Source organism: Variovorax humicola (genome assembly GCF_037889915.1).
In the GTDB taxonomy this organism is placed as follows: domain Bacteria; phylum Pseudomonadota; class Gammaproteobacteria; order Burkholderiales; family Burkholderiaceae_C; genus Variovorax; species Variovorax humicola.
Genome location: NZ_JBBKZV010000016.1, coordinates 54512 through 74808, shown reverse-complemented (window position 1 = coordinate 74808; position 20297 = coordinate 54512). Strand labels below are relative to the sequence as shown.

Annotated in this window: 15 protein-coding genes; 2 read left to right on the top strand and 13 right to left on the bottom strand. The window is 67.3% G+C overall.

Annotation, left to right across the window (positions count from 1 at the left end):
• Positions 1-56: 56 nt before the first annotated feature.
• From tagF to tssK, 4 genes are read right to left on the bottom strand one after another with little or no spacing between them, the layout of a single operon-like run.
• A complete protein-coding gene (gene tagF, locus WKW80_RS22450) occupies positions 57-686 on the bottom strand; it encodes a type VI secretion system-associated protein TagF (RefSeq protein WP_340365788.1) in 630 nt (209 codons plus the stop codon).
• Entirely contained in the window at positions 683-4285 is a 3603-nt protein-coding gene (gene tssM, locus WKW80_RS22445; RefSeq protein WP_340365787.1) for a type VI secretion system membrane subunit TssM, read from the bottom strand. Before tssM ends, tagF begins: the two co-directional genes overlap by 4 nt.
• Entirely contained in the window at positions 4282-5595 is a 1314-nt protein-coding gene (locus WKW80_RS22440; RefSeq protein ID WP_340365786.1) for a DotU family type VI secretion system protein, read from the bottom strand. Before WKW80_RS22440 ends, tssM begins: the two co-directional genes overlap by 4 nt.
• Before the next feature lie 12 nt (positions 5596-5607).
• Positions 5608-6939, bottom strand: a complete 1332-nt coding sequence (tssK, locus tag WKW80_RS22435; RefSeq protein ID WP_340365785.1) for a type VI secretion system baseplate subunit TssK — start codon at positions 6937-6939, stop codon at positions 5608-5610.
• 136 nt (positions 6940-7075) lie between these two features.
• Here tssK and WKW80_RS22430 point away from each other — a divergent pair, with 136 nt between their 5' ends.
• Positions 7076-7765 (top strand): dioxygenase family protein, encoded by a 690-nt coding sequence (locus WKW80_RS22430; protein WP_479694159.1) that lies wholly within the window; start codon positions 7076-7078, stop codon positions 7763-7765.
• An 87-nt stretch (positions 7766-7852) separates the two neighbouring features.
• On the top strand, positions 7853-8836 hold the full coding sequence (locus tag WKW80_RS22425; RefSeq protein ID WP_340365784.1) for an ABC transporter substrate-binding protein: 984 nt from the start codon (positions 7853-7855) through the stop codon (positions 8834-8836).
• A gap of 107 nt (positions 8837-8943) precedes the next feature.
• Here WKW80_RS22425 and WKW80_RS22420 read toward each other — a convergent pair whose 3' ends face one another.
• From WKW80_RS22420 to WKW80_RS22380, 9 genes are all read right to left on the bottom strand, one after another.
• Positions 8944-9933 (bottom strand): ABC transporter substrate-binding protein, encoded by a 990-nt coding sequence (locus WKW80_RS22420; protein WP_340365783.1) that lies wholly within the window; start codon positions 9931-9933, stop codon positions 8944-8946.
• Positions 9934-10049: 116 nt separating this feature from the next.
• Positions 10050-13244, bottom strand: coding sequence for a bifunctional cytochrome P450/NADPH--P450 reductase (locus WKW80_RS22415; RefSeq protein WP_340365782.1), 3195 nt, complete (start codon positions 13242-13244; stop codon positions 10050-10052).
• Between the two features lie 63 nt (positions 13245-13307).
• Positions 13308-14597: an MFS transporter gene (locus tag WKW80_RS22410; RefSeq protein WP_340365781.1), complete on the bottom strand. Its 1290-nt coding sequence runs from the start codon at positions 14595-14597 to the stop codon at positions 13308-13310.
• Between the two features lie 30 nt (positions 14598-14627).
• Positions 14628-15749: a porin gene (locus tag WKW80_RS22405; RefSeq protein ID WP_340365780.1), complete on the bottom strand. Its 1122-nt coding sequence runs from the start codon at positions 15747-15749 to the stop codon at positions 14628-14630.
• Between the two features lie 34 nt (positions 15750-15783).
• Positions 15784-16752, bottom strand: coding sequence for a PDR/VanB family oxidoreductase (locus WKW80_RS22400; protein ID WP_340365779.1), 969 nt, complete (start codon positions 16750-16752; stop codon positions 15784-15786).
• Positions 16753-16850: 98 nt separating this feature from the next.
• On the bottom strand, positions 16851-17888 hold the full coding sequence (locus tag WKW80_RS22395; RefSeq protein WP_340365778.1) for a Rieske 2Fe-2S domain-containing protein: 1038 nt from the start codon (positions 17886-17888) through the stop codon (positions 16851-16853).
• A gap of 36 nt (positions 17889-17924) precedes the next feature.
• Positions 17925-18143 (bottom strand): recombinase-like helix-turn-helix domain-containing protein, encoded by a 219-nt coding sequence (locus tag WKW80_RS22390; protein ID WP_340365777.1) that lies wholly within the window; start codon positions 18141-18143, stop codon positions 17925-17927.
• A gap of 55 nt (positions 18144-18198) precedes the next feature.
• Positions 18199-19191: a Bug family tripartite tricarboxylate transporter substrate binding protein gene (locus WKW80_RS22385; protein WP_422822948.1), complete on the bottom strand. Its 993-nt coding sequence runs from the start codon at positions 19189-19191 to the stop codon at positions 18199-18201.
• Positions 19192-19202: 11 nt separating this feature from the next.
• Complete coding sequence (locus WKW80_RS22380) at positions 19203-20174, bottom strand: VOC family protein (RefSeq protein ID WP_340365776.1); 972 nt, start codon at positions 20172-20174, stop codon at positions 19203-19205.
• Positions 20175-20297 lie beyond the last annotated feature (123 nt).

The following is a 20297-nucleotide window of genomic DNA, read 5'->3' as shown; positions in this document are numbered from 1 at the left end:
GGGGGAGGCGCCGCAGGCGCTTCGGGGGGGAGTCATCCTGGCGCTTCGGGGGGGAGTCATCTCACAGCCTCCGCTTCGAACCCGAACAGCGCCTCGAACTTCCCATCGCGCGGCAGACCGGCCACGATCATCGGCAGTACGCCGAACGCATCGGGGTCGCTGCTCCAGGCCGACTGGCCAGAGCGCGGGATCTGCACCGGCTGCGCCGCCTCCGACACCGGCAGTTCCGTGTCGAACAAGCGCGCCAGAGCCGCATCGAAGCCGGCCGCGTCGAGATCCTGCTCCAGCCCTTCGAGCGCGGCCCGTGCGGCGAGCGACCACCAGCGGCGCATCCTCGCGCTGGCCTCGTCCCCGGGCATGTCGTGCGACAGGTCCAGCTCCACCGCGATCGTGAACGGAAAGTACCGCCCGACGCTGTCGACCGAAGGCATCAGCACGCCCAGCCACGGCTGTGGCCCCACCACCTGCTCCCCAAGCACGAAGAACCACAGCGGCCCTTCCAGGAATCGCTCGACCCAGTCGGCCTCATGCCGTTCGCGCAGGCTCAACAGGCCGCTTTGCAACCACGCATCCCATTGCGCGCGGAACGCATCCGGCAAGCGCCGGTGCGCGAAGTCGCCGATGCCCGGCAGCTTGCCGAACCAGCCCGGCACGCTGCCGACCTTGAGCGACTGGAGGTCGTTCACAACCCCTCCGGGCATTGGAACTCGCGCAGTTCCTTCAGTCGGATCGGATGCTGCACGCTGTTGGTCGTCACTTCGAAACGCGCGGTGCGCGCGCCGATCTGGAAGGTGATGAAGAATTTTTCCGGTGCATCGCCCGCGGCAAGCTGGCCGTCGTCGAGCGCACGGAACAGGGCCCACGGTCCGTCGACCGCCATGCCCGAGGGACCGCTGGCCGATGGCGGGCTCACTTCGATGCGCACCGTGTTGCTGCCCTTCGGACCCGGCCATTGCACGGCCATCGGCACGACAGGGCCGTGCGCGTACTTGACGAGCTGGCCGTCGACGTCGAGCACGAACTGCGTGATGCTGGCGTCCATCTCGACCGGCTTGAAGTCCAACCGCATCGATGGTCCCTTGCCGCCGGCCCGGAAGAAGATGTCCTTGATGCGCGCGGCGCGCTCGAACTGGGCCAGCGACGCGGCACTGACGGCCGGCTTGTCCGCGACCGGCTTGTAGCGCCACGGCTTGGTGCTGGTGTCGACCAGCGCGAGCAGCCGCTTCTGGAAGAAGTCGTCCATCAGGCCGCCCGGGCCGAAGAACGCACCGAAGTCATCGGGCAGCACATCGCGCTTGCTGGCCTGCACGAAGGGGTAGCGGCCCGCGATGGCGCGCACGCAGAAGTCGGTCACCGGCTTGAGGTCGAGCGCGAGGTTGCCGATCTCGGCCGCGCGCGCCTGAGAGGCACCCGATTGACTCAGGTTCTCGACCATCGAGCGCACAGGCTCCGGCATGCGGCTCGCCGTGACCTTGATGCTGCCGGCCGCGTCGCCCGGCGGCGGCGAGGTCCGGCCCTTGACGGCCGTGTCGACGGCCGTGAGGTAGACATAGACATCGTTCAGCACCTTGATCGAGTCGTCGACCGGCGCGGGACCACCGGGCGCGGCCGGCGTGACGAACTTGCGCAGCGCCTCGAAATGGTCGTCGACGATGCTCTCGATGCGCTTGCCGGGCGCCAGCGCCGGCTTGTTGGGGTCGCCGCCGAGAAGGTCTTCCAGGCCCTTGCGCGTATTGCGCACCGTGTCGGCGGCCTTGGACACCACGTCCTTGGCGTTTTCCGGCGGGATCAGCGTCGTTTCCTTGACCACCGCGCGCAGGAACAGCACCAGCGGCGAGGGGTTGGCCGAGAGGATGCGCGCCGTCTCGATGTTCTTGTCGAGCCCGGCGCCGCGCACCACGCGCACGTCGGCCAGCAGCGCATCCCATACCTTCACGTATTCCTCGAGGTAGAGGCGGCGCACGCGATCGGTCAGCGCGCCGAGCCCGGCCACGTCCCTCGCGATGTCCGCCGTGCCGCGGTCCAGCCCCAGCACCCACGGGTCTTCCTTGGCGAGCAGCGCGGTCTGCACCGTGACCTCGGCCTGGAAGCGCTTGTGATAGCCGTCGAAGGTGAACATGCCGGGCACGCCGTCGGTCAGCGGCTTGCCGCTGATGCGCTCGAACACCAGCGGACCGGATGGGCCTGCGGCCGTGGCCACGCTGAAGTCCGGAATGTCCTTGGTGATGCGCTTGCGCTTGAGCCGGCTGAACACGCGTTGCTCCAGCGGATAGCTCGCCAGCATGGCGCGCACGCTGCGCACCAGGTTCTCGTCCATCTTCAGCGGCGAGCGCGGCGGGCCTTGCGCGATGAGCACGTCGAGCTGGTCTTCGAGCAGCCTGCGCTGGTCCTCGGGCACGCCGCGGTCGATGCTGCGGCTCCAGTCGAGCGTGATCCATGCCTTGAGCGCATCGGCGTCGAAGCGGTCCGGCTGGTGCAGCATGAGGTAGGTCTTCAGCGCCTCGTAGGTGTACTCGAGGTTGTCTTTCTGCGCGGTGCGAAGCTGGTCCTCGATGCGCTTGGCCAACTGGGGCAGGAAGACCTCGTTGAGCGCGCGTTGATGCGCCAGCATGGCCGCCGCATCGAGCTTGTCGCCCTGGTAGAGGCCGAGGCCCATCGACAGGGGCGCATCGCCATTGCCGTTCTCCGGCGTCTCCCAGATGTTGCGCAGGCCCTGCAGCACCGGCGCCACTTCGATGAGGTTCTGCACGCGCGACGGCACCGCGGCAAGGGTCTTCTTCGCAGGGTCGATGCGCGCGTCGACCGACTTCAGGTAGTCGAGGTTGCGCCAGGTGCTGTAGCCCCATCCGGCCAGCAATGCCAGCGTGACCAGCGTCATGGCCGACACGGCGGCAAGGCGGATCGTGTTGCGGCGGCGTTCCAGCTTGACGTCGGCGCCGGCCAGGCGCTGCTCGGGGAAGACGACCTCCTTCAGCAACGCGGTGAGGAAGTAGCTGCGGCCGCTGCTCTTCTGTGGCGGCAGCATCGCGCGTTCGAGACCGAAGCTTCTTGCCAGGCTGCCCATGACGCGATCGATCGGGCTGCCTTCCTGCGTGCCGCTGGTGAAGTACACACCACGCACCCAGGGCGGCTGCGCAAAGCGCGAGCCGGTGAAGACCTGGTCCAGCAAGTCCTGCAGCAGTGGGCCCACCGATGCGAACTGCGCGGGAAAGCCGAAGATCGCCGCGCGCTTCGTGCCATCGGTCTCCTGCTGCATGCGGTCGACGAGGCCGTTGTTGATGCGGTCGTGCAGCAGGCCGAACTCGCGCTGGAACGCGGCGCCCACGCCCTGCTCCGCCAACTGCACGCCTTCGTCCGGCGACAGCGTGAAGCCGAACACCTGCGCACGCTGCTCCTTGCCGAGATCGGCGAAGTATTCGCTGAAGCCATAGAGCAGGTCGCTCTTGGTGACCAGCACATACACCGGGAGCCGTGTGGTCAGCTTGCCGTCGAGTTCGAGCAGGCGCGCACGGATCGACGCGGCCAGCGTGGTGCGTGCCTCGGTGTTCTGGCTCAGCAGGTCCTGCACGCTCACCGTGAGGAACACCCCGTTCAACGGCCGGCGCGGGCGCGACTTCTTGAGCAGGCCGAGGAAGCCTTCCCATGCGCTCTTGTCCTCGGACTGGTGGCTGTCATGCGTGGTGTAGCGTCCCGCCGTGTCGATGAGCACGGCCTCGTCGGTGAACCACCAGTCGCAATTGCGCGTGCCGCCGACCCCGCGGATCGCGCCCGGACCGAACTTGTCGGCCAGCGGAAAGGAAAGCCCCGAATTGACCAGCGCCGTCGTCTTGCCCGCACCCGGCGCGCCGATGAACACATACCAGGGCAAGTCGTAGAGATAGCTGCCACCCGAAAGCGACAGCCAGTCGCGCAGGCCCGGCTTCTTGCCGGCCGCATGCAGCCGCATCTGCTTGAGCGTGGCCACCGCCTCGCCGAAGCGCGTGTCGAGGATCTTCTGCTCGGCGCTCTCGGGCTCGCCGGCACTCGCGGCGGCGGGGGCTTTCATCAAGCCTTCGGTCAGCGCCTTGCTCGCACTGCGCGCACGCCAGCGCCGCAGCACCGCGCGCAACAGCACCACGAACACGATGACGCCGATCGTCACCCAGCGCCAGAGTTCGCTTTCGAGCGGCGTCAGCGTGCCGATATGGATCAGCGGGCCGACCCACCAGATCAGCACGCTCACCACGATGAGCGCGAGGATCGTGAGAAGCACCGGGCTGAATATCCAGCCGAAGAGCGTCTTCATTGCTTCACCTCCGCCTTCGCCACCCCGGCGTTTTCGGTGAGCAGCACGATCTCCACGCGGCGGTTGCGAGCGCGGTTGGCGGGCGTGTCATTGGGGGCGACGGGTTCCGCATCGGCCTTGCCGTCGGAGCGCATGCGGGCCGGATCGACCTGCGCGGACAAGGCGGCCTTGACCGCATCGGCACGTGCCGCCGACAGGTGCCAGTTGCTCGGGAAACGCAGCGAGCGGATCGGCTGGTTGTCGGAGTGGCCGGTGATCAGCACGTCGCCCTTGACCTCGGCCAGCGCGTCGCCGATGCGCTTCAGCACAGGCAGCGACTGCGGCATCGGATCGGCGCTGCCGGAGCCGAAGAAGGAATCGCCGCGCAGGCGCACCACGCTGCGGTCGGCTTCGTCGGTGACCGTGACCAGGCCCTGCTTGACCTCGGGCTCCAGGAACTTCGCGAGCCGCGGCGCCTTGGCCATGATGGCCGGCGGCGCGATCTGCACGTTGGGCACCCGCAGGGAGGACACGGCCGAATAGGTGCTGTCGGAGCGGTTGTTGAGCGAGATGCGCAGGCCGAACCACACCAGCGCGAGCAGCAATGCGAACGCCGCCGCGAACACCCACAGCGGCAGCGCATGCCGCAGCTTGGTCGTGCCCGCGCCCTGCCCGCGCCAATGCGGCGACAGGTCGGCTTCGAGCGGCGGCCGGTCTTTCCTGATGAGTTCCGCCAACCGCTGCCGCACGGTGTCGAGTTGCGCACGGCCGTTCTCGACGACGCGATAGCGGCCCTCGAAGCCGAGGCCCAGCGTGCAATAGATGAGTTCCAGCAACTGGCGGTGCTTCGGCACGTCCTGCGCGAGCTTGGCGAGCAACTGGAACACCTTCTCGCCACCGACCGCTTCGTTGTGGAACTGGATCAACAGGCCCTGCTTGTTCCAGCCGGCCTGCGCGCCCCACGGCGTGTTGGCCACGGCTTCGTCGAGTGCGGTGCAAAGCACGTAGCGCGCGGCCAGCACCGATTCGTTGGACACGCCGGCGCGCCGCGCGGTGGCATCGAACTGGTTCACCGCTTCGGCCGTGGATGCCCGCAACGCCGGCACGTTGGGCGCGTGCACCAGCGTACGCAGCCGCGCCGTCAGCGCCAGCAACTTGCCGGCCGCCGAGACCAGCGGATTGAGCAGGCCCAGCTCGCCGATGTCGACCGCGGGCGCATCGCCACCACCGCCGCCCGAAGGTGGCGGCGGCGATTGCCCCGGCAGGCGCGGCTTGGGTTTGATGATGGTGCGCTCGGACTCAAACGCGGCAAACGGATCCGGGGTGCTCATCGTGGTCTCCCGCTAGCTGCGGATTGCCCAGAACGCCATGTCGAGCCCGGGGAAATCGCCCGCGATGTGCATCGCGACGCCACCCGACTTTTCAAGCTGGCGCCAGAGATCGCTGTTGCGCGTTTCAAGCTCGAAGTAGTTGGCGCCCGTGTGGAACGGAATCTGCCGCGGCGCCACCGGCATCGGCGTGATCGCCACGCCGGGCAGCGCCAGCGTGACGAGGTCGCGGATGCGCTCGACCGGCCCGATCTTGGTCTGCAGCGGAAAGCGTGCGCGCAAGGCCTCGCTCGGCATGTTCGACATCACCGCGAGCACGAAGGTCGCGTTGCGCTGCAGTTCGACGTCCGGAATCATCGCGACCGACACGCCCCGCCCGCGGTCGTGCAGGTCGATGCGGATGGCCGACTGCTCGAGCACCATCGACAGGCTGCGCCGCAGGTCGTCCATCACCGGCCGGAAGCTCATTGCCAGGTCGTCATGGATGTACGGCCCGAAGCGCGCCACGCGCCGCGAATCCCGAAAGGTCGCGAGGTCGCCGGCCAGCGCAAGTGCCTGCTCGAAGAAGTGCTGCGGATGCAGCATGGCGCTCTTCGCCAGATGCGCGAACACCGGCTCGTTGCGGTTGACCGTTTGCAGCAGCAGGAAGTCCGCGATCTCCGACACGCCGCCCGTGCCGCCCTGCGTCATGCGCCCGGCGAGCGCCTCGCCGCGTTGGCGCAGCAGGCCCAGCAACTCGTCGAGCCAGGCGCGAACCACCGCGTGGCCCGCCACGTCGAGCAGCGGCGGTATCTGCATGCGGTCGAGCTGGACCTGGTTGTCGACGCGGCGCTCGACGACGCGCGCGACGTTGATCGTGGTCCAGGCATCCGTGGTGTCGCTCGCGCGCATGAGGCGCGTGTGCAACGCGCCGAGCTGCACGGTCGCCGTTCGATCGCCCGAGGTGTTGGAGTCGGGCACCTCGACTTCGAGCACGCGATGCCGCACCAGGTCTTCATAGCCTTCGGCATCGGCCTCGCGCGCGCCCGCGCGGCGCAGCGGCAAGGCCAGCACCACGGCCTCTTCGCGCATCGTCGGCGGAATGTCGATGGGCTCGGGCAGCGGGTCGATGGCCGGCATGTCGAACACGGTGCCGTCGCCGAAGATGCCTACCGCGCGCACGAGCGCAAGTTTGCCCAGCGTGAGCGCGGCGGCATCGATTTCGAGTTCGGAGAACCCCCATGCGTAGGGCGTGGTGGTGCGCAGCAGGAGGTGCCGGGCATGGTCTGCGTGGCGCTCGCTCTGCTGAAGGTGCTGGGGCTGCAACAGCATCCCCTCGCTCCACACCACTTTTGTTCGCCAACTCATCCGCGCTCCGTCAACGGCAAGGGTTGCCAGAAATTCCCAGTTTCCGATGCTTTGGGCAAGGCGGCAAATCTGGCTAATGGCTTAGCGGCGGGAGGGCGGTCTAGTGCGAAGGGTCTATCAGGGAAACCTCGTGAAAATGCATCGGCATCGCATGGAACGCAGCGGCACGACCTCGACTCTCATGGCGATGAACGCCACACACCACCCCCGGGGTCTGCCGCGGCGGACCCTCTCCGCCGCGTTTGTCGCGCTGCCCGCCATGTGGCTCGGCGCGCGTGCACAACCGCCGGCCGCGCGGCGCGCCACGCCCGCGCAGACCGAAGGCCCGTTCTATCCGGTCGCCCTGCCAGCCGACACCGACAGCGACCTGCTGCACAACGGCTCGCTGACCTACGGCGCGGCTGAACCCACCTGGGTCGATGGCACTGTCGCCGACCTCGACGGGCGGCCGCTCGCGGGCGCGCAAGTGGAGATCTGGCAATGCGACGAGGCCGGCCACTACCACCACCCCGCCGACGGCGGCGACCGCGCCGCCCGCGCGTTCCAGGGCTTCGGCAAGGTGGCCGTCGATGCGCAGGGCCGCTATCGGTTCCGCACGATCCGGCCGGTGGCCTATTCGGGCCGCACCCCGCACATCCACGTGAAGGTCAAGCTCGGCCAGCGCGAACTGCTGACCACGCAGCTCTACATGGCGGGCGCGCCGGGCAATGCGCGCGACTTCGTCTGGCGCAACCTGTCCGAATCGGAGCGTGCAGCGGTCACGGTTCCGTTCGAGCGTGCGGCGGACGGATGGAAGGCAAGCTTTCCGATCTACGTGGCGGCTTGAGTCCACTCGAGGCCTCCGGTCGTATTCAACGCTGCGCGAGTGCGCTTGTACCTTGCGTGCATTCGTTGAAAAGCGCACGCTCGCGCCATGAAACGACGCACGGTCCTGGGCACCGCGTTTGCCCTTGCTTTGATGCAGAACAGCGCACGGGCACTCGCCTCGAACGACAAGGTGCTGCGCCTCGGATGGGTCACGGCGCAGGCCGCCGCGAGCCTGGCGCCGGTGGTTGCGGCGCTGCGCGCTTCGCTGGCGCAGCTGGGCTATATCGAAGGCCGCAACCTCGCCATCGAGTTCAAGTACGGCAACGATTCCGTGGAGCGTGTCCCCGAACTGGTCGCGGAACTCCAGCGCATGCCCGTCGACATCCTGCTGGCCCAGGGCGGGCCGGCCGTGAACGTCGTCGGCAACATTCCGCTGAACGTGCCGGTGGCCTATGTCTTCAGCGGCGACCCGGTGTCCGCCGGCTTTGCAAAGAGCCTTGCGCACCCCGACTCCAACATGACGGGCCTGACGCTGCTGGCCGCCGAAATCAACGGCAAGCTGCTCGAGATCCTGCGCGAGATGGTGCCGGCCCTGCGCGACGTGGCCATCGTGGCCAACCCTGAACACGCCGGCTCGCAAATCGAGCGCGAATACACCGACGGTGCGGCCCGGAAACTCGGCCTGCAGGTGCAGTACTTTCCCGTGCGTACGCGCGATGAGCTGGCATCGTCGCTGGAGGCCATGGCCGCATCGCCGGCGCGCGCGCTGTCGATCTTCAGCGACAGCTTCGCGGTGGCGAACCGGCGCCAGATCATCGACTTCGCGACTGCGCGCAAGATGCCGGTGATGTCGGGCTGGCCGGTCTTCGCGGACAGCGGCGCACTCTGCACCTACGGGCCGCGACTGGTCGATTCCTATGCGCGACTCGCTTCGTACGTCGACCGGATCGCCAAGGGTGCCAAGCCCGCGGACCTGCCGATCGAACGGCCCACCACCTTCGAGCTGGTACTGAACCTGAAGACGGCCAGTGCGATCGGGCTGACGATCCCGCCATCGCTGCTCGTGCGTGCGGATCGACTCATCCAATAGCCAGCAGCAAATCCCGACATGCCTCAATATCGATGGCACTCTTCACCTCGGCCCTGGTGCAGATCTTCCTGACGGGCATGCAGGTACGCCAGTGTCGAGACGACGACTCACCGCACGATCTTGTCCGCACGGTCCAGCAGGGATTGCGGAACGAGAAGGCCGATCCGGTTGGCGGTATTCAGGTTGATGACCAGCTCGAACTGGGTCGGCTGCTGGATCGGCAGGTCGGCCGGCTTGGCACCTTTCAGGATCCGGTCGACATAGCGCGCGCCATCGCTGCCTTCGACTTGATAGCCGGGTCCGTAGGCCATCAGGCAACCGTTTTCGGCATAGTCGCTGCGCGCGCAGATCGACGGCAAGCCGCTGTCGATCGCCAGTTCGGCAATCAGCTTCTGGTTGGAGTTGGCCACCGGGTTCAGCGTGATCCACACGGCATTGTTGCGAGCCTTCACTGCCTCCCTGAAGGCAGCCACATAGCCATCGACGTTGCTGACCTGCATCGAGTAGAGCTGAAGCCGCAACTTCTGTGCAGGCTCCTGGCTGGCTTCCCATTGCGGTATGGATCCTGGCGCCCTGGGGTCCCACAGCACCGCCACGCGGCTGACCGCGGGATTCAATTCCTTGAGCAACTCGAGCCGCTTGCCGGCCAGGGCGCCCGCCACGTTGGTGATGCCAGTGGTGTTGCCGCCGGGTCGCGCCAGGCTTTCGGCAAGACCGGCGCCAATGGGATCCGTGACGCCCATGAACACGATCGGGATCGTCGAGGTGGTCTTCTTCGCAGCCACGGCGGCGTTGGAGGTGACTGCGACCAGCACGTCGACGTCCTTTCGGACCAGTTCGGCGGCAAGGGCGGGCAATCGTTGCAGGTCGAGGCTCTCGTGGCGGTAATCGATCTGGATGGACTGCCCTTCCACATAGCCAAGCTCGCGCAGCCCTTGCCGGAATGCCTCAAGGCGGGGCGCGTCGGCGGTGGCCGAGACGGCCGCCAGATAGCCGATGCGCGGGATCTTCCTGGGCTGCGCCTGCGCTCCCACCAGCGGGCCCACAGCCAGCGTCAGCGCGCAGACAAGCAACAACCACCACCTGTTCCACTTCATCGGGGCCTCCTTGCGGAAGACCGGTATGGGCCAGCGCGGCACGCACCGGTCGAGGCGACATATTTTGCGACTGTTGCTCGCGGTGGGTCGCGGGTTGGTTGCGCTCCTGCCCCGCGCTACGCAAACACGTCCGAGACGTAGCGCCCGTGTTCGTGTTCCATGCGATCGGCCCAGGCCTGGGCCGTCGCGTCGTCGCATCTGGTTGCGCCCTGGTACATCTTGAGGAAGGTCTCGCGCACCGCTGGCGCCATGTACTTGCCGTCGCCGCAGACGTAGAACTGCGCGCCCGCGGCGAACATGGCCCCGATGTCGGCGCGGTCCTGCCAGACGCGATGCTGGACGAACATGACGTCGCCTTCGGGGCGGGCGGAGTACGCGGGCCGCATCTCCACCACGCCCGCCGCCTCCCATTTGGCGAACTGGTCACGGTAGAGGTAGTCGACATCCGGATCGTCGATGCCGAAGAACAGCAGCGCGCGGCCCACGTCGCGGCCAGCGGCCTTCTGCGCGGCGCGCTCCTGGAGGAATCCGCGGAACGGCGCGACGCCGGTGCCGGCGCAGACCATCACGATCGGCGTGCGCGGATCCACCGGCGGATGAAAACCCGACTGCGATGGCCGCACCGCCACCGAGAGCCGGTCACCCGCCTGCAGCCGCGCAAGGTAGGAAGACGCAACGCCTTCGAACCTGCCGTGGCCCGACATCGCCGGCACGTCGAGCACGGCAATGGTCAGGCTCGCCTCCGCCTCGTTGGCGAGCGGCGACGACGAGATCGAATACTGGCGCGGCCGCAGCGTGGGCAGCATGCCCAGGAAGCGTGCGAGGCCGATGTCGCAGGACTGCGCTCGCTCGAGCAGTTCCAGCAGGCTCACGCGCTTGCCCAGGACTTCCTTTTCGTAGACCTCCTCGGCCGCGAGCCGCTCGAGCTCCTTGCGTTCGGGCGGGCACGGCGTGGCCTCCGCAAGCTGGGCGACCTGCGCTCGCGTCACAGGCTGCGCCAGTTCCACATAGCCGGAGAGCACCTCGTACGCAGCCACCGGGTAGTCGCCCGGCAGCGTGGCGGCTGCGCCCGGCTGTCGGTGGATGACGATCTGCGTATCGCTGGCCAGGCCGAATCGCGCGAGGGCGCGGGCGACGATGGCCTCGGGGTTGCGCGGCAGCACCGAGAGATAGTCGCCGCTCTTGTAGCGCATGCCCTCCGGCAGCGCGATTTGCAAGTGGCGCTTGGAGCGCGCGCCGGGCCGGGCCGTGTTCACCAGTTCGCGGTTCTCCACGATCGCGCCCTGCTCGAGTTCGTGGAGTTGCAAAGCCCGCTCGCGTCCGGAGGTGAGCACCTCCACGTCGAAGGTGGGCGTGGGCGCCTTGTCGGCGACGGCGCGGCCCAACGCCTTGCCGATATCGTCCCAGAGGGTTTCATACCAGCTGTCGAAGGCGCCGAAGAAGTCGCCGCCCGCATCGGTCTCGCCACGCGGACGCAGGGGCTTGCCGCCGGCCGCGGCGAAGGCTGCGTCGATGCGCTTCGGGATCGCCTGGTAGGTCCGGGCCCACTGGCGGTTGCCGCAGCCGAACACCGCGAAGCGCAGGTCCGCGAGTTCGCCCGCCGCGCGTGCTTCGACCCACGAGACAAACTTCTTCGCGTTGTCCGGCGCCTGGCCTTCGTAGGACGCCGTGATGACGACGACCGTCATCCCCGCGGCCAGCGTGCCCGCGAAGTCGTCCAGCTCGGCCACGGTGGCGGCATAGCCTTGCCGCGGCGCATCGGCGGCAATGCGCCGCGCGAACATCTCGCTCGAGCCGGTGTTGCTGCCGTAGAGCACGACCAGGCGCGGCGCATCGTCCTGCAGCTGCACTTCCTCGGGCTGCTCCTTGACCAGGCTCTGCTTGACGGCCGGGATGGCGCTTCGCAGCGCGAAGCCGCCGGTTCCGCGGCGGCGTGCGCGCATCAGCAGACCGTGCGGCTTGATGGTCAGTGTCTCGGCGACTTCGAGCTTGTACGAAGGATCGTCGAGCATGATGTCGAAGCGCTGCAGCATCATCGAGATCACCATCTGCGATTCCTGCATCGCGAACGCCCGGCCGATGCAGGCGCGCACGCCGTTGCCGAACGGCTTCCAGGCGTTCGGCGGCAGCTTCTCGGCCTGTTCCGGCTCGAAGCGCTCGGGCCGGAATTCCTCGGCGTCGTCGCCCCAGACCGCCGGGTCGCGGTGCAGCGACGGCGCCAGCACCAACGCCGTGTCCCGCGAGCTGAGCGGGTACTTGCCGGCCAGCAGGGTGTCCTCGATCGGCTTGACCGAGAACGCGGGCGCGGTGGGCCAGAGCCGCAGCGATTCCATGAGGATCTGCTCGATGTAGCGCAACTTCGCCAGGTCCTCCACGCGCGGCATGTTGTTGCCGAGCACTTCGTCGACGATGGCCTGCGCCTTCAGCATCACACGGGGGTTCTCCACCAGCAACTGGCAGGTGAAGGACAGCAGTCCGCTGGTAGTCTCGTGGCCCGCGATCAGGAAGGTGACCAATTGGAAGCGGATGTTCTCGTCGGACAGCTTCTCGCCCGTGACCGGATCGACGCCGTTCATCATGACGTTGAGCAGGTCCTTCTTCTCGAGGCCCTTCGGATCGGCCCGCCGCTCGACGATGAGCTGGCCGGCGATGCGGGCCAGCATCTTCTGGTCTGCTTCGTACCGCCGCCGGGTGCCGACCATCAGCTCCGAGACGACGTTCGGCCGCCTGCCGCGCTGCCCCGCCTCTTCGAGCGCGGAGCCCATCGCCGCGACGAAGGGATGCATCTCGTTCTGGTAGAAACTGTTGAAGCGCACGTCGAACGCGCACAGCGCGATCGTGTCGAGCGCGAGGCGGGTCATGTTGTCCGTCACGTCGATGACGCCCGACGGCCCGAAGCGCTCCCACTTCACGAACATCTGGTCGGCGATGTCCACCATGCGGTCGAACATCGAGCGCACCCCGATCGGGCCGAAGGCCGGCATCAGCAGCCGGTGCGCCTTGGCCCAGTTGGGCTCGCTGTTGTAGGCGGTGAAGAGGCCGTCGCCCGCGAAGTCACGGATGTGCTTGAGCGGCCCGCTGATGCGCTTCACGAAGCGCGACTCGTCGCATAGTTCGTTCACCAGTTCCTGCGAGCTGACGACATGGACGTCCTTGCCGGCCAGGGTGAGCTTGTAGATGCCGCCGTATTCCCGGGCCAGGCGCATCATGCTCTGGATGGGCGCCTTGGAATCGAGTTCTCCGAGGTTGCCGAGGAGGAGCTTCATCGGCGGTTGCGGAACGACGGATTTCCCCGGACGCTTGGACTTCATGAAACATCTCCATTGGTATGACCTGCGGCAGGATCATGCACCAATGGAGACCCGGCGAACACCTCAGGCCGGGTTGGCGTTCATGCCCGGCATCTCCGCCTGGCGCTCCCGCACCCACAGCACGAAGCCACAGACGAACACCACGAGCTGCGTGCCGATCAGCAATGCGAACCCGGCGAAGAACCCGGACCCCGCCGTCGCGCCCGCGCCCGTCGACATCGCGCTGATCACGCCACCCATCAGCGCCGGCATGAAACCGGCCACCAGGCTGCCCGTGCCGTTGACCACGCCGAAGGCGCTGGCGACGTGCTCGGGACGCGAGCAGTACTGCACCGTGCTGGGAATGGCCGGGCTCATCAGGCCCCAGCAGAAGTTCGCGGCGATCAGGCTGTACGCTGCCGTGTAGGGGTCGTGCACATTGATCGCCAGCAGCACCGACAGGGCCACGCCCGCGCTCGCCGCCATGAAGATGAAGGGCACGTGACGGCGCTCGATCTTGTCGATGACCACGCCGCCCACCAGCACCGCCAGCACCGTCGCATATTGCGGCAGCGAGGCGAGCCAGCCCATCTCACGCAGCGAGAAGCCGCGCGCCTCCTTCAGGTAGGTCGGCAGCCAGTTGCTGCTGCCCCAGAGGTAGGCCAGCGCCGCCGCCGTGAGCACGGTGATCAGGATCAGGTAGCGGGTGTGCAGCGCGCCCTTGACGATCTCGCCCACCTGCTGGAATGCGGCACCGACGGACTCGGGCCTCTTCATGGCTGCGTAGTTTGCCGGCATGTGGACGAACGCGAGTACCAGCGGAATGCCGATCGCGATGTTCACCAGGCCGAGCACGTAGAACGACGTCTCCCAGTGGTAGCTTGCCAGCAGGTAGCCGATGAACGGATAGCCGACCGCCAGGCCGAGGCCGGTGCCCATGTTCACGAACGAATTGGGCTTGCCGTTCTCGCGGGATTCATAGTGAGCCTTGATGTACGACGAGGCCAGCGAGAACAGCGGGCCTTCCGACACGCCGAGCAGGATGCGCGAAGCCAGCACCAGCCCGTAGCCGTCGAACCAAGGCGTCATGAATGTCACGCCGCCCCAGAGGATCAGACCGAAGATCAGGCTCTTGCGCACGCCGAACAGGGCCGCGCAGAACGGCGTCAGCACGAAGGCCGAGATGCCGTAGCCGACCATGAAGGCCGTGGCCAGCAAGCCCTGGCTCACACGGTCGGCACGTTCGATGCCGATGTGCGCGAGAAAGCCGGGATCGGTGATCAACACCGCGATGTTGATCCGGTCGATGTAGGAAATGGCAACGATCACGAACAGCGTGATGACGCCATACCAGCGAAATGTCTTGGCTTGCATTGCTGCGGTCCTCTGGGTAGTGGGGCGAGCTTAGAAAACGACGCGCATGCCGGACTCGCCGCCGGTGGATGCGTGGTTGGGCGACGTGGAGACGCCGCCCAGTGCCTGCGATGCGCCGTTGCTGTTGGTCAGGCGTGCGACGGTGGCGTAGACGGCGGTGCGCTTGGAGAAGTTGTAGACGTAGCCGAGCGCGAGCTTGGAGGACGTCGGGTTGGGCACGTTGCCCACCGGGTCGCGCACGTAACGCGCATACGAGGCCTTGATCTCGCCCGCGCCCACCGGCAGGCTGAAGCCCAGCAGCCCACCCCGGCCATCGACGGCGCCCAGCGACTCGACGTAGTACTCGCCCATGATGCGCAAGCCCATCAATTGCTCGAAGGTCCAGGACGCGCCCAGGTTCGAGACGCGCAGGTCGCCCGTGGCATAGGTCGTCAGGCCCGTGGCGATGGACACGTGCACCGGCCCGGACTGGTAGCCCAGGCGCACGCCACCGTAGTTGCCGTCGTTCTTGTTGGATACCGGCAAGGCGCCTGGCGTGGCGGGCGGCAGCGTCGAGTTCGAGACGTTCTCGCCCGCCGCGTACATCACGCTGCCGTAGAAGCCGCCGAGGTTGGCCGGAAGGAAATAGCCCACGCTGTTGGACGCGCGCGTGCCGGTGGGCGCCGCGAGGCCGCCCAGGCCCGAAAAGTACAGCTGGTTCGCGCCGATGCCGCCGCCGGTGCCGAAGGGGTCGAAGATCGCGGTATTCCAGAAGGTGGGCGTGTAGTCGCGGCCCAGGCGCAACTCGCCCCAGGTGCTGCTCGAGAGGCTGACCGTGGAGCGGCGGTTGAAGGTCAGGGTACCGGCGCCGAGGGTACCGTTGAGCTGGTTGTTGGTGTTGCTCGCAAAGCCGGTGCCGGTGTCGTTCTGCAGTCCTTCCTCCAGCCAGAAGCTTGCCGACAGGCCGCCGCCGAGGTCCTCGTTGCCGCGGAAACCCAGGCGGCTGAACGAGTTGGCGCTGTTGGTGAGCTGCCACCTGCTCGTGTAGGCTGGCCCCGATCCGGTCGTATAGGTGACGGCGGCATCGACCACGCCGAACAGCGTCACGCTGGACTGCGCGCAGGCAACGGACGCGACAAGGCATGCGGCCGCGGCCACAACAGTTCTCTTCATTTTTTCTCTCTTGGTTTTGGGAAGTGGCGTCGGCTCAGATGTCGAGCACGAGCGGGCCGCGCTTGCAAGCGGACACGCAAATCATCATGGTCTTGTTGGCCGCCTGTTCGGCCTTGGTCAGGATGCCGTCGCGGTGGTCGATCTCGCCCGACAGCACCTTCGTCTCGCAGGCCCCGCACACGCCCTCGTTGCAGCTGTGGTCGGGGTGGATGCCGGCATCGATGAGGCTGTCCAGGATCGATTTTCCCGGTGGCACTTCGACGCTCTTCTTGCTCTTCGCGCACTCGACCACATAGCTTTGCGTGGCGCTCGGCGCCTCCACGTGCACGGCGGCGAAGCGCTCGATGTGGGCGTTGGCGTAGCCCAGCTGCTCGCAGGTCTTCTCGAAGTTGTCCAGCATCGGCGTGGGGCCGCAGCAGTAGTAGTGGCTGTCGGCACCCTTGCCGGCCAGCAGCGCGGCGAGATCGGGCGGCGCGCCCTTTTCCTCGTCGAAGTGCCAGGTCAGCTGCACCGACTTCTCGGCAGCCAGCGCGGTGATGGCTTCGCAGAACGCGGCTTCCTTGCGGGCCCGCGCGCAGTAGATGAGCTCCACCGGCCGGCCGATCGCGACGAGGCGCTGCAGCATGCACCAGATCGGCGTCACGCCGATGCCGCCGGACACCAGCACCGAGCGACCCGCCTCCTCCTGCAGCTTGAAGTTGTTGCGCGGCACCGAGATCGGCAGCGTCATGCCCACGCGCAGTTGCTGGTGCACGTAGCGCGAGCCGCCCCGGCTCTTGCGGTCGTTGAGCACGCCGACGACGTAGCGCTGGCGGTCCGTCGACGGATTGCACAGCGAGTAGCTGCGCACCAGCCCGTTGGGCAGATGCAGGTCGATGTGCGAGCCGGCCTCGAAGGCGGGGAAGTCCACGGCCGGCGTAGCCGGACGGAACTCGACGCTGACGATGCCGTCCGCTTCATAGCGCATCGTGTGCACCAGGGCGTTCAGCGTAGGGGATGACATGGCGGAGGACCTCGCAGGTGAGTTCGCGGATGGGTTCGCGGATGGATTCGCGGATGGATTCGCAGGTAGGGTTCGCGGATGGGTTCGCGGGTGTGGCGTCAGGCCGTGGCCGTGGCCGGCTCCTTGGCTTGCAGTTGCTGCGTCGCCAAGTTGCGCAGGTGGCGGCGCAGCCGCACGATGCCCAGGTCGTGCTGGTACAGCTGCTCGTGCTGGTTGGCGTCGGGCTCCATGTTCTCGATGAGCACACGGTCCTGCTCCAGCACGTGCCAGTGGCGCGCCTCCAGGCGGTTCTTGTAGAGGAAGCGCCAGGTGTCGCGCTCCCAGCCTTGCGGCAGCTTGCGCACGCGCCAGTGGAAGGCGCACGACAGCGTCGTGGAGATCGGCGTGTAGCTGCCGATGATGATGAAGTTGCCGCCGGGGCCGCCGGTCTTCGGGTACGGGATCTCCAGGCGCATCCAGTGCAGGCCGGTGTCGGCCCATTCGGTCCAGTCGAAGTTGACGTTGCGCTGGCCTTCCTTCTCGAACACGAAGCCGGTGTCGGTCGCGCGGATGCCGAACTTGGCGGTCGAATCGCCCTCGGCCATCGAGTGCGACTGCTTGTGCAGGAAGGTGCCGTGCATCGGGTCCATCAGGTTGTCCAGCACGTAGCGGTAGTCGCCCTTCCACTCGGCATAGCACAGGAAGCCGGAATACTCGGTGTCGTTGGTGAGCTGCTCGGGTAGTTCCAGCGGGGGCGGCGTGTCGACCGATTCGGAGGAGTTGTAGAGCCAGACGGCGCCGGCCTTTTCTTCCACGTGGAAGAAGCGCGTGGCCTGCGAACCTTCGAGCTTGCAACCGGGGCTGCCGGGCACGCGCATGACGACGCCGTCGCAGCGCACCTCGACGCCGTGATACGGGCACGACAGGCGGTCGCCCAGCACCACGCCCTGCGACAGCGGCGCGCCACGGTGCGGGCAGCGGTCTTCCAGCGCATGCAGCTTGCCGCCGTGGTCGCGCCAGAAGGCGAACTTGCGGCCCAGGCGGCGCAGCGAGACGGGCGACTCCTTGATGAAGCCCGAGGGGCAGATCGGGTACCAGAGATCCTTCAGGCCGGCTTCGAGTACTTTGTCGACCGGGTCATCGTGGGGGGTGGTCATGATGGTGTTCCTCTTGAATAGGGGGTGTCGAATCGATCAGGCGCCGAGCACGGCCATGGCTTCGCGGTAGTTCGCCTCGGTCCAGGGCAGGCCATCGGGGTTGGCCAGGCCGTTGCGGTTGAGTGCTTCCACCAACCCGGGCAGGTCATGGACGCCGGCCGCGAAGGCGCGCTCGATCGCGTCGCCCAAGAGGTCTTCGTAGGTGGTCGTGGGGCGTTGGCGCGCCTGGTTTGGTTCGAGGTAACGGTCGGTCATGGTTCGCTCCATCGGAATGAATGGGGGGCAGGAAAAATGAGGTTCGTAGCCGCGGCTACTCGGCCACGATGTGGCGGGACTTGATGATCGGAGCCCACACTGCGGTCTCCGTGCGAATGGCGGCGGCGAACTCGGCGGGCTTCATCGTGGAATCGGTCATGCCCTGGGTCTTCAGCCGCTCGCGCACGTCGGGCGTGGCGAGGATCTCGGCCGCGTCCTTCGCAAGTTGTTCGGCGACGGCCGGCGGCAGGCCGGCGGGTGCGAGCAGGCCATACCAGGAGGTGACGGTCACGCCTTGCACGCCTTGCTCGGCAAGCGTCGGAATCTCCGGCGCAACGGGCGTGCGCTTGGCTTCGGTCACGCCGAGCGCGACCAGCTTGCCGCTCTTGATGAAGGGCAACGTGCCCGGCAGGTTGCTGAACATCAGCGGAACGGCGCCGCCCATCACGTCATTGAGCGCAGGCGCGGTGCCCTTGTAAGGCACGTGCAACACGTCGACGCCGGCCTGTTGCTTGAACAGTTCGCCCGCGAGATGCAGGCCGCTGCCGACTCCTGGCGACGCATACGACAAGGTGTTGGGCTTGGCCTTGGCCTGCGCCACCAGGTCCTTGACGTTCTTGATGCCCGACTGCGGCGAGGTGACCAGCACGTTCGGCGCCTTTGCCAGCATCGTGACGGGCACGAAGTCCTTGTCGATGTCGAACGGGAAGCCCGGCATCAGGCTCGGATTGATCGTGAGGTTGCCAGCCGGCACCACGAGCAGCGTGTGGCCGTCGCCCTTGGCGCGCTTGACCTTGTCCATGCCGATGTTGCCGGCCGCGCCCACCTGGTTCTCGACCACCGCAGCCTGGCCGTAGCGCCTGGACAGGCCTTCCGAAAGAATGCGCGCCAGCACGTCGACCGGGCCGCCCGGGGGGAACGGCGAGATGATGGTGAAGCGGTCGGAGGCGAGTTGCTTCTGCGCGTCGCTTTGCGCGTACACGGAAGTGGCCGCCGCAACCATCAGTGCTGCGGTGGCAAGCGCTCGGAATGGCGAGGAGAGTTTCATGATCGGGTGCTTCACTTCTTTTCGGTGAGGAACTTGCCCTGCGGGCCATCGACATTCTTCTGGCGGCGCGTATTGCCGTCCAGGCCGCCGTCGACCGCCCATTCCGCAAACACCGTCGGACCCGGCTCGAACTCGCGCGGCTGCCAGTCGGCCGTCAACTGGTCCTCGTCGGCGTAGTACTCGATCAGGCCGCCGGCCGGGTTCTTGAAGTACCAGAAGTACGCCGAGGACACCGGATGGCGACCCGGGCCGAGCTGCGTTTCCCAGCCGCGGCGCGAGAAGTGCAGGCCGCCGCCGAACACCTCGTGGATGTCGCGTACGGTAAAGGCCACGTGGTTCAGTCCGCGCTTGCCCGAAGGCAGCTGCAGCAGGAACAGGTCGTGGTGGCCGCCCTCCGGCGCGCAGCGCATGAAGGCGCCCCGGTTCGGGTAGCTGTCCGAGGACACGAAGCCGAAGCTGTCGCGATAGAACGCGCTGGTCGCCGCGACGTCGCTCACGAAGAACACCACGTGGCCGACCTCGATCGGCGTGGCGCGCTCGTAGATCGGCGCGGGCTGGTTGACGCGCGGCTTGGTGTTCCAGGTGTTCATCGCACCGCAATCGACCTCCACCGCGCGCTTGCGGCTCACCTGCAGGCGCACGGCCAGGCCGTTCGGGTCGGTGCAGCCGATGCGGCGCGCCCCCTCGACGCTGGCGTCGACGAAGCCGGGCTGCTTCGCGATCGCTGCGGCGTAGCGCTCCAGGTCGGCCTCGCTCTCCACGCCCCACACCACTTCACGCAGCGTCGGGCCCTCTTCCATGCCGGCGGGCAGGCCGGGCTTGTCCAACGCCGCGACCACGACGCGGCAGCCATTGAGGCACTCGAACACGAGTTCGTCGGCGGCTTCCGCCTTCAGGGCCAGGCCCCAGTCGGCGAAGAAGCGCTTGCTGGTCGGCAGGTCGTCTGCCGCATAGGTGATCTGGTCAATGCCAAGGACGCTCATTTCAATTTCTCCATTGCGCTATCGCGCGACTCGCGACGCATCAAACCGTCGCCGTCAAATTCCAGGGATACCGCGGAACCGGCTCTGCCGGGCCGCTGGTATCGCCCCCTGGAGGGGGAGGCG

Bases quoted from the DNA above. Each gene is read 5' to 3' on its own strand.
- tssM (WP_340365787.1), bottom strand. From the start codon at position 4,285: ATGAAGACGCTCTTCGGCTGGATATTCAGCCCGGTGCTTCTCACGATC.
- WKW80_RS22440 (WP_340365786.1), bottom strand. From the start codon at position 5,595: ATGAGCACCCCGGATCCGTTTGCCGCGTTTGAGTCCGAGCGCACCATC.
- tssK (WP_340365785.1), bottom strand. From the start codon at position 6,939: ATGAGTTGGCGAACAAAAGTGGTGTGGAGCGAGGGGATGCTGTTGCAG.
- WKW80_RS22430 (WP_479694159.1), top strand. From the start codon at position 7,076: ATGCATCGGCATCGCATGGAACGCAGCGGCACGACCTCGACTCTCATG.
- WKW80_RS22425 (WP_340365784.1), top strand. From the start codon at position 7,853: ATGAAACGACGCACGGTCCTGGGCACCGCGTTTGCCCTTGCTTTGATG.
- WKW80_RS22420 (WP_340365783.1), bottom strand. From the start codon at position 9,933: ATGAAGTGGAACAGGTGGTGGTTGTTGCTTGTCTGCGCGCTGACGCTG.
- WKW80_RS22415 (WP_340365782.1), bottom strand. From the start codon at position 13,244: ATGAAGTCCAAGCGTCCGGGGAAATCCGTCGTTCCGCAACCGCCGATG.
- WKW80_RS22410 (WP_340365781.1), bottom strand. From the start codon at position 14,597: ATGCAAGCCAAGACATTTCGCTGGTATGGCGTCATCACGCTGTTCGTG.
- WKW80_RS22405 (WP_340365780.1), bottom strand. From the start codon at position 15,749: ATGAAGAGAACTGTTGTGGCCGCGGCCGCATGCCTTGTCGCGTCCGTT.
- WKW80_RS22400 (WP_340365779.1), bottom strand. From the start codon at position 16,752: ATGTCATCCCCTACGCTGAACGCCCTGGTGCACACGATGCGCTATGAA.
- WKW80_RS22395 (WP_340365778.1), bottom strand. From the start codon at position 17,888: ATGACCACCCCCCACGATGACCCGGTCGACAAAGTACTCGAAGCCGGC.
- WKW80_RS22390 (WP_340365777.1), bottom strand. From the start codon at position 18,143: ATGACCGACCGTTACCTCGAACCAAACCAGGCGCGCCAACGCCCCACG.
- WKW80_RS22385 (WP_422822948.1), bottom strand. From the start codon at position 19,191: ATGAAACTCTCCTCGCCATTCCGAGCGCTTGCCACCGCAGCACTGATG.
- WKW80_RS22380 (WP_340365776.1), bottom strand. From the start codon at position 20,174: ATGAGCGTCCTTGGCATTGACCAGATCACCTATGCGGCAGACGACCTG.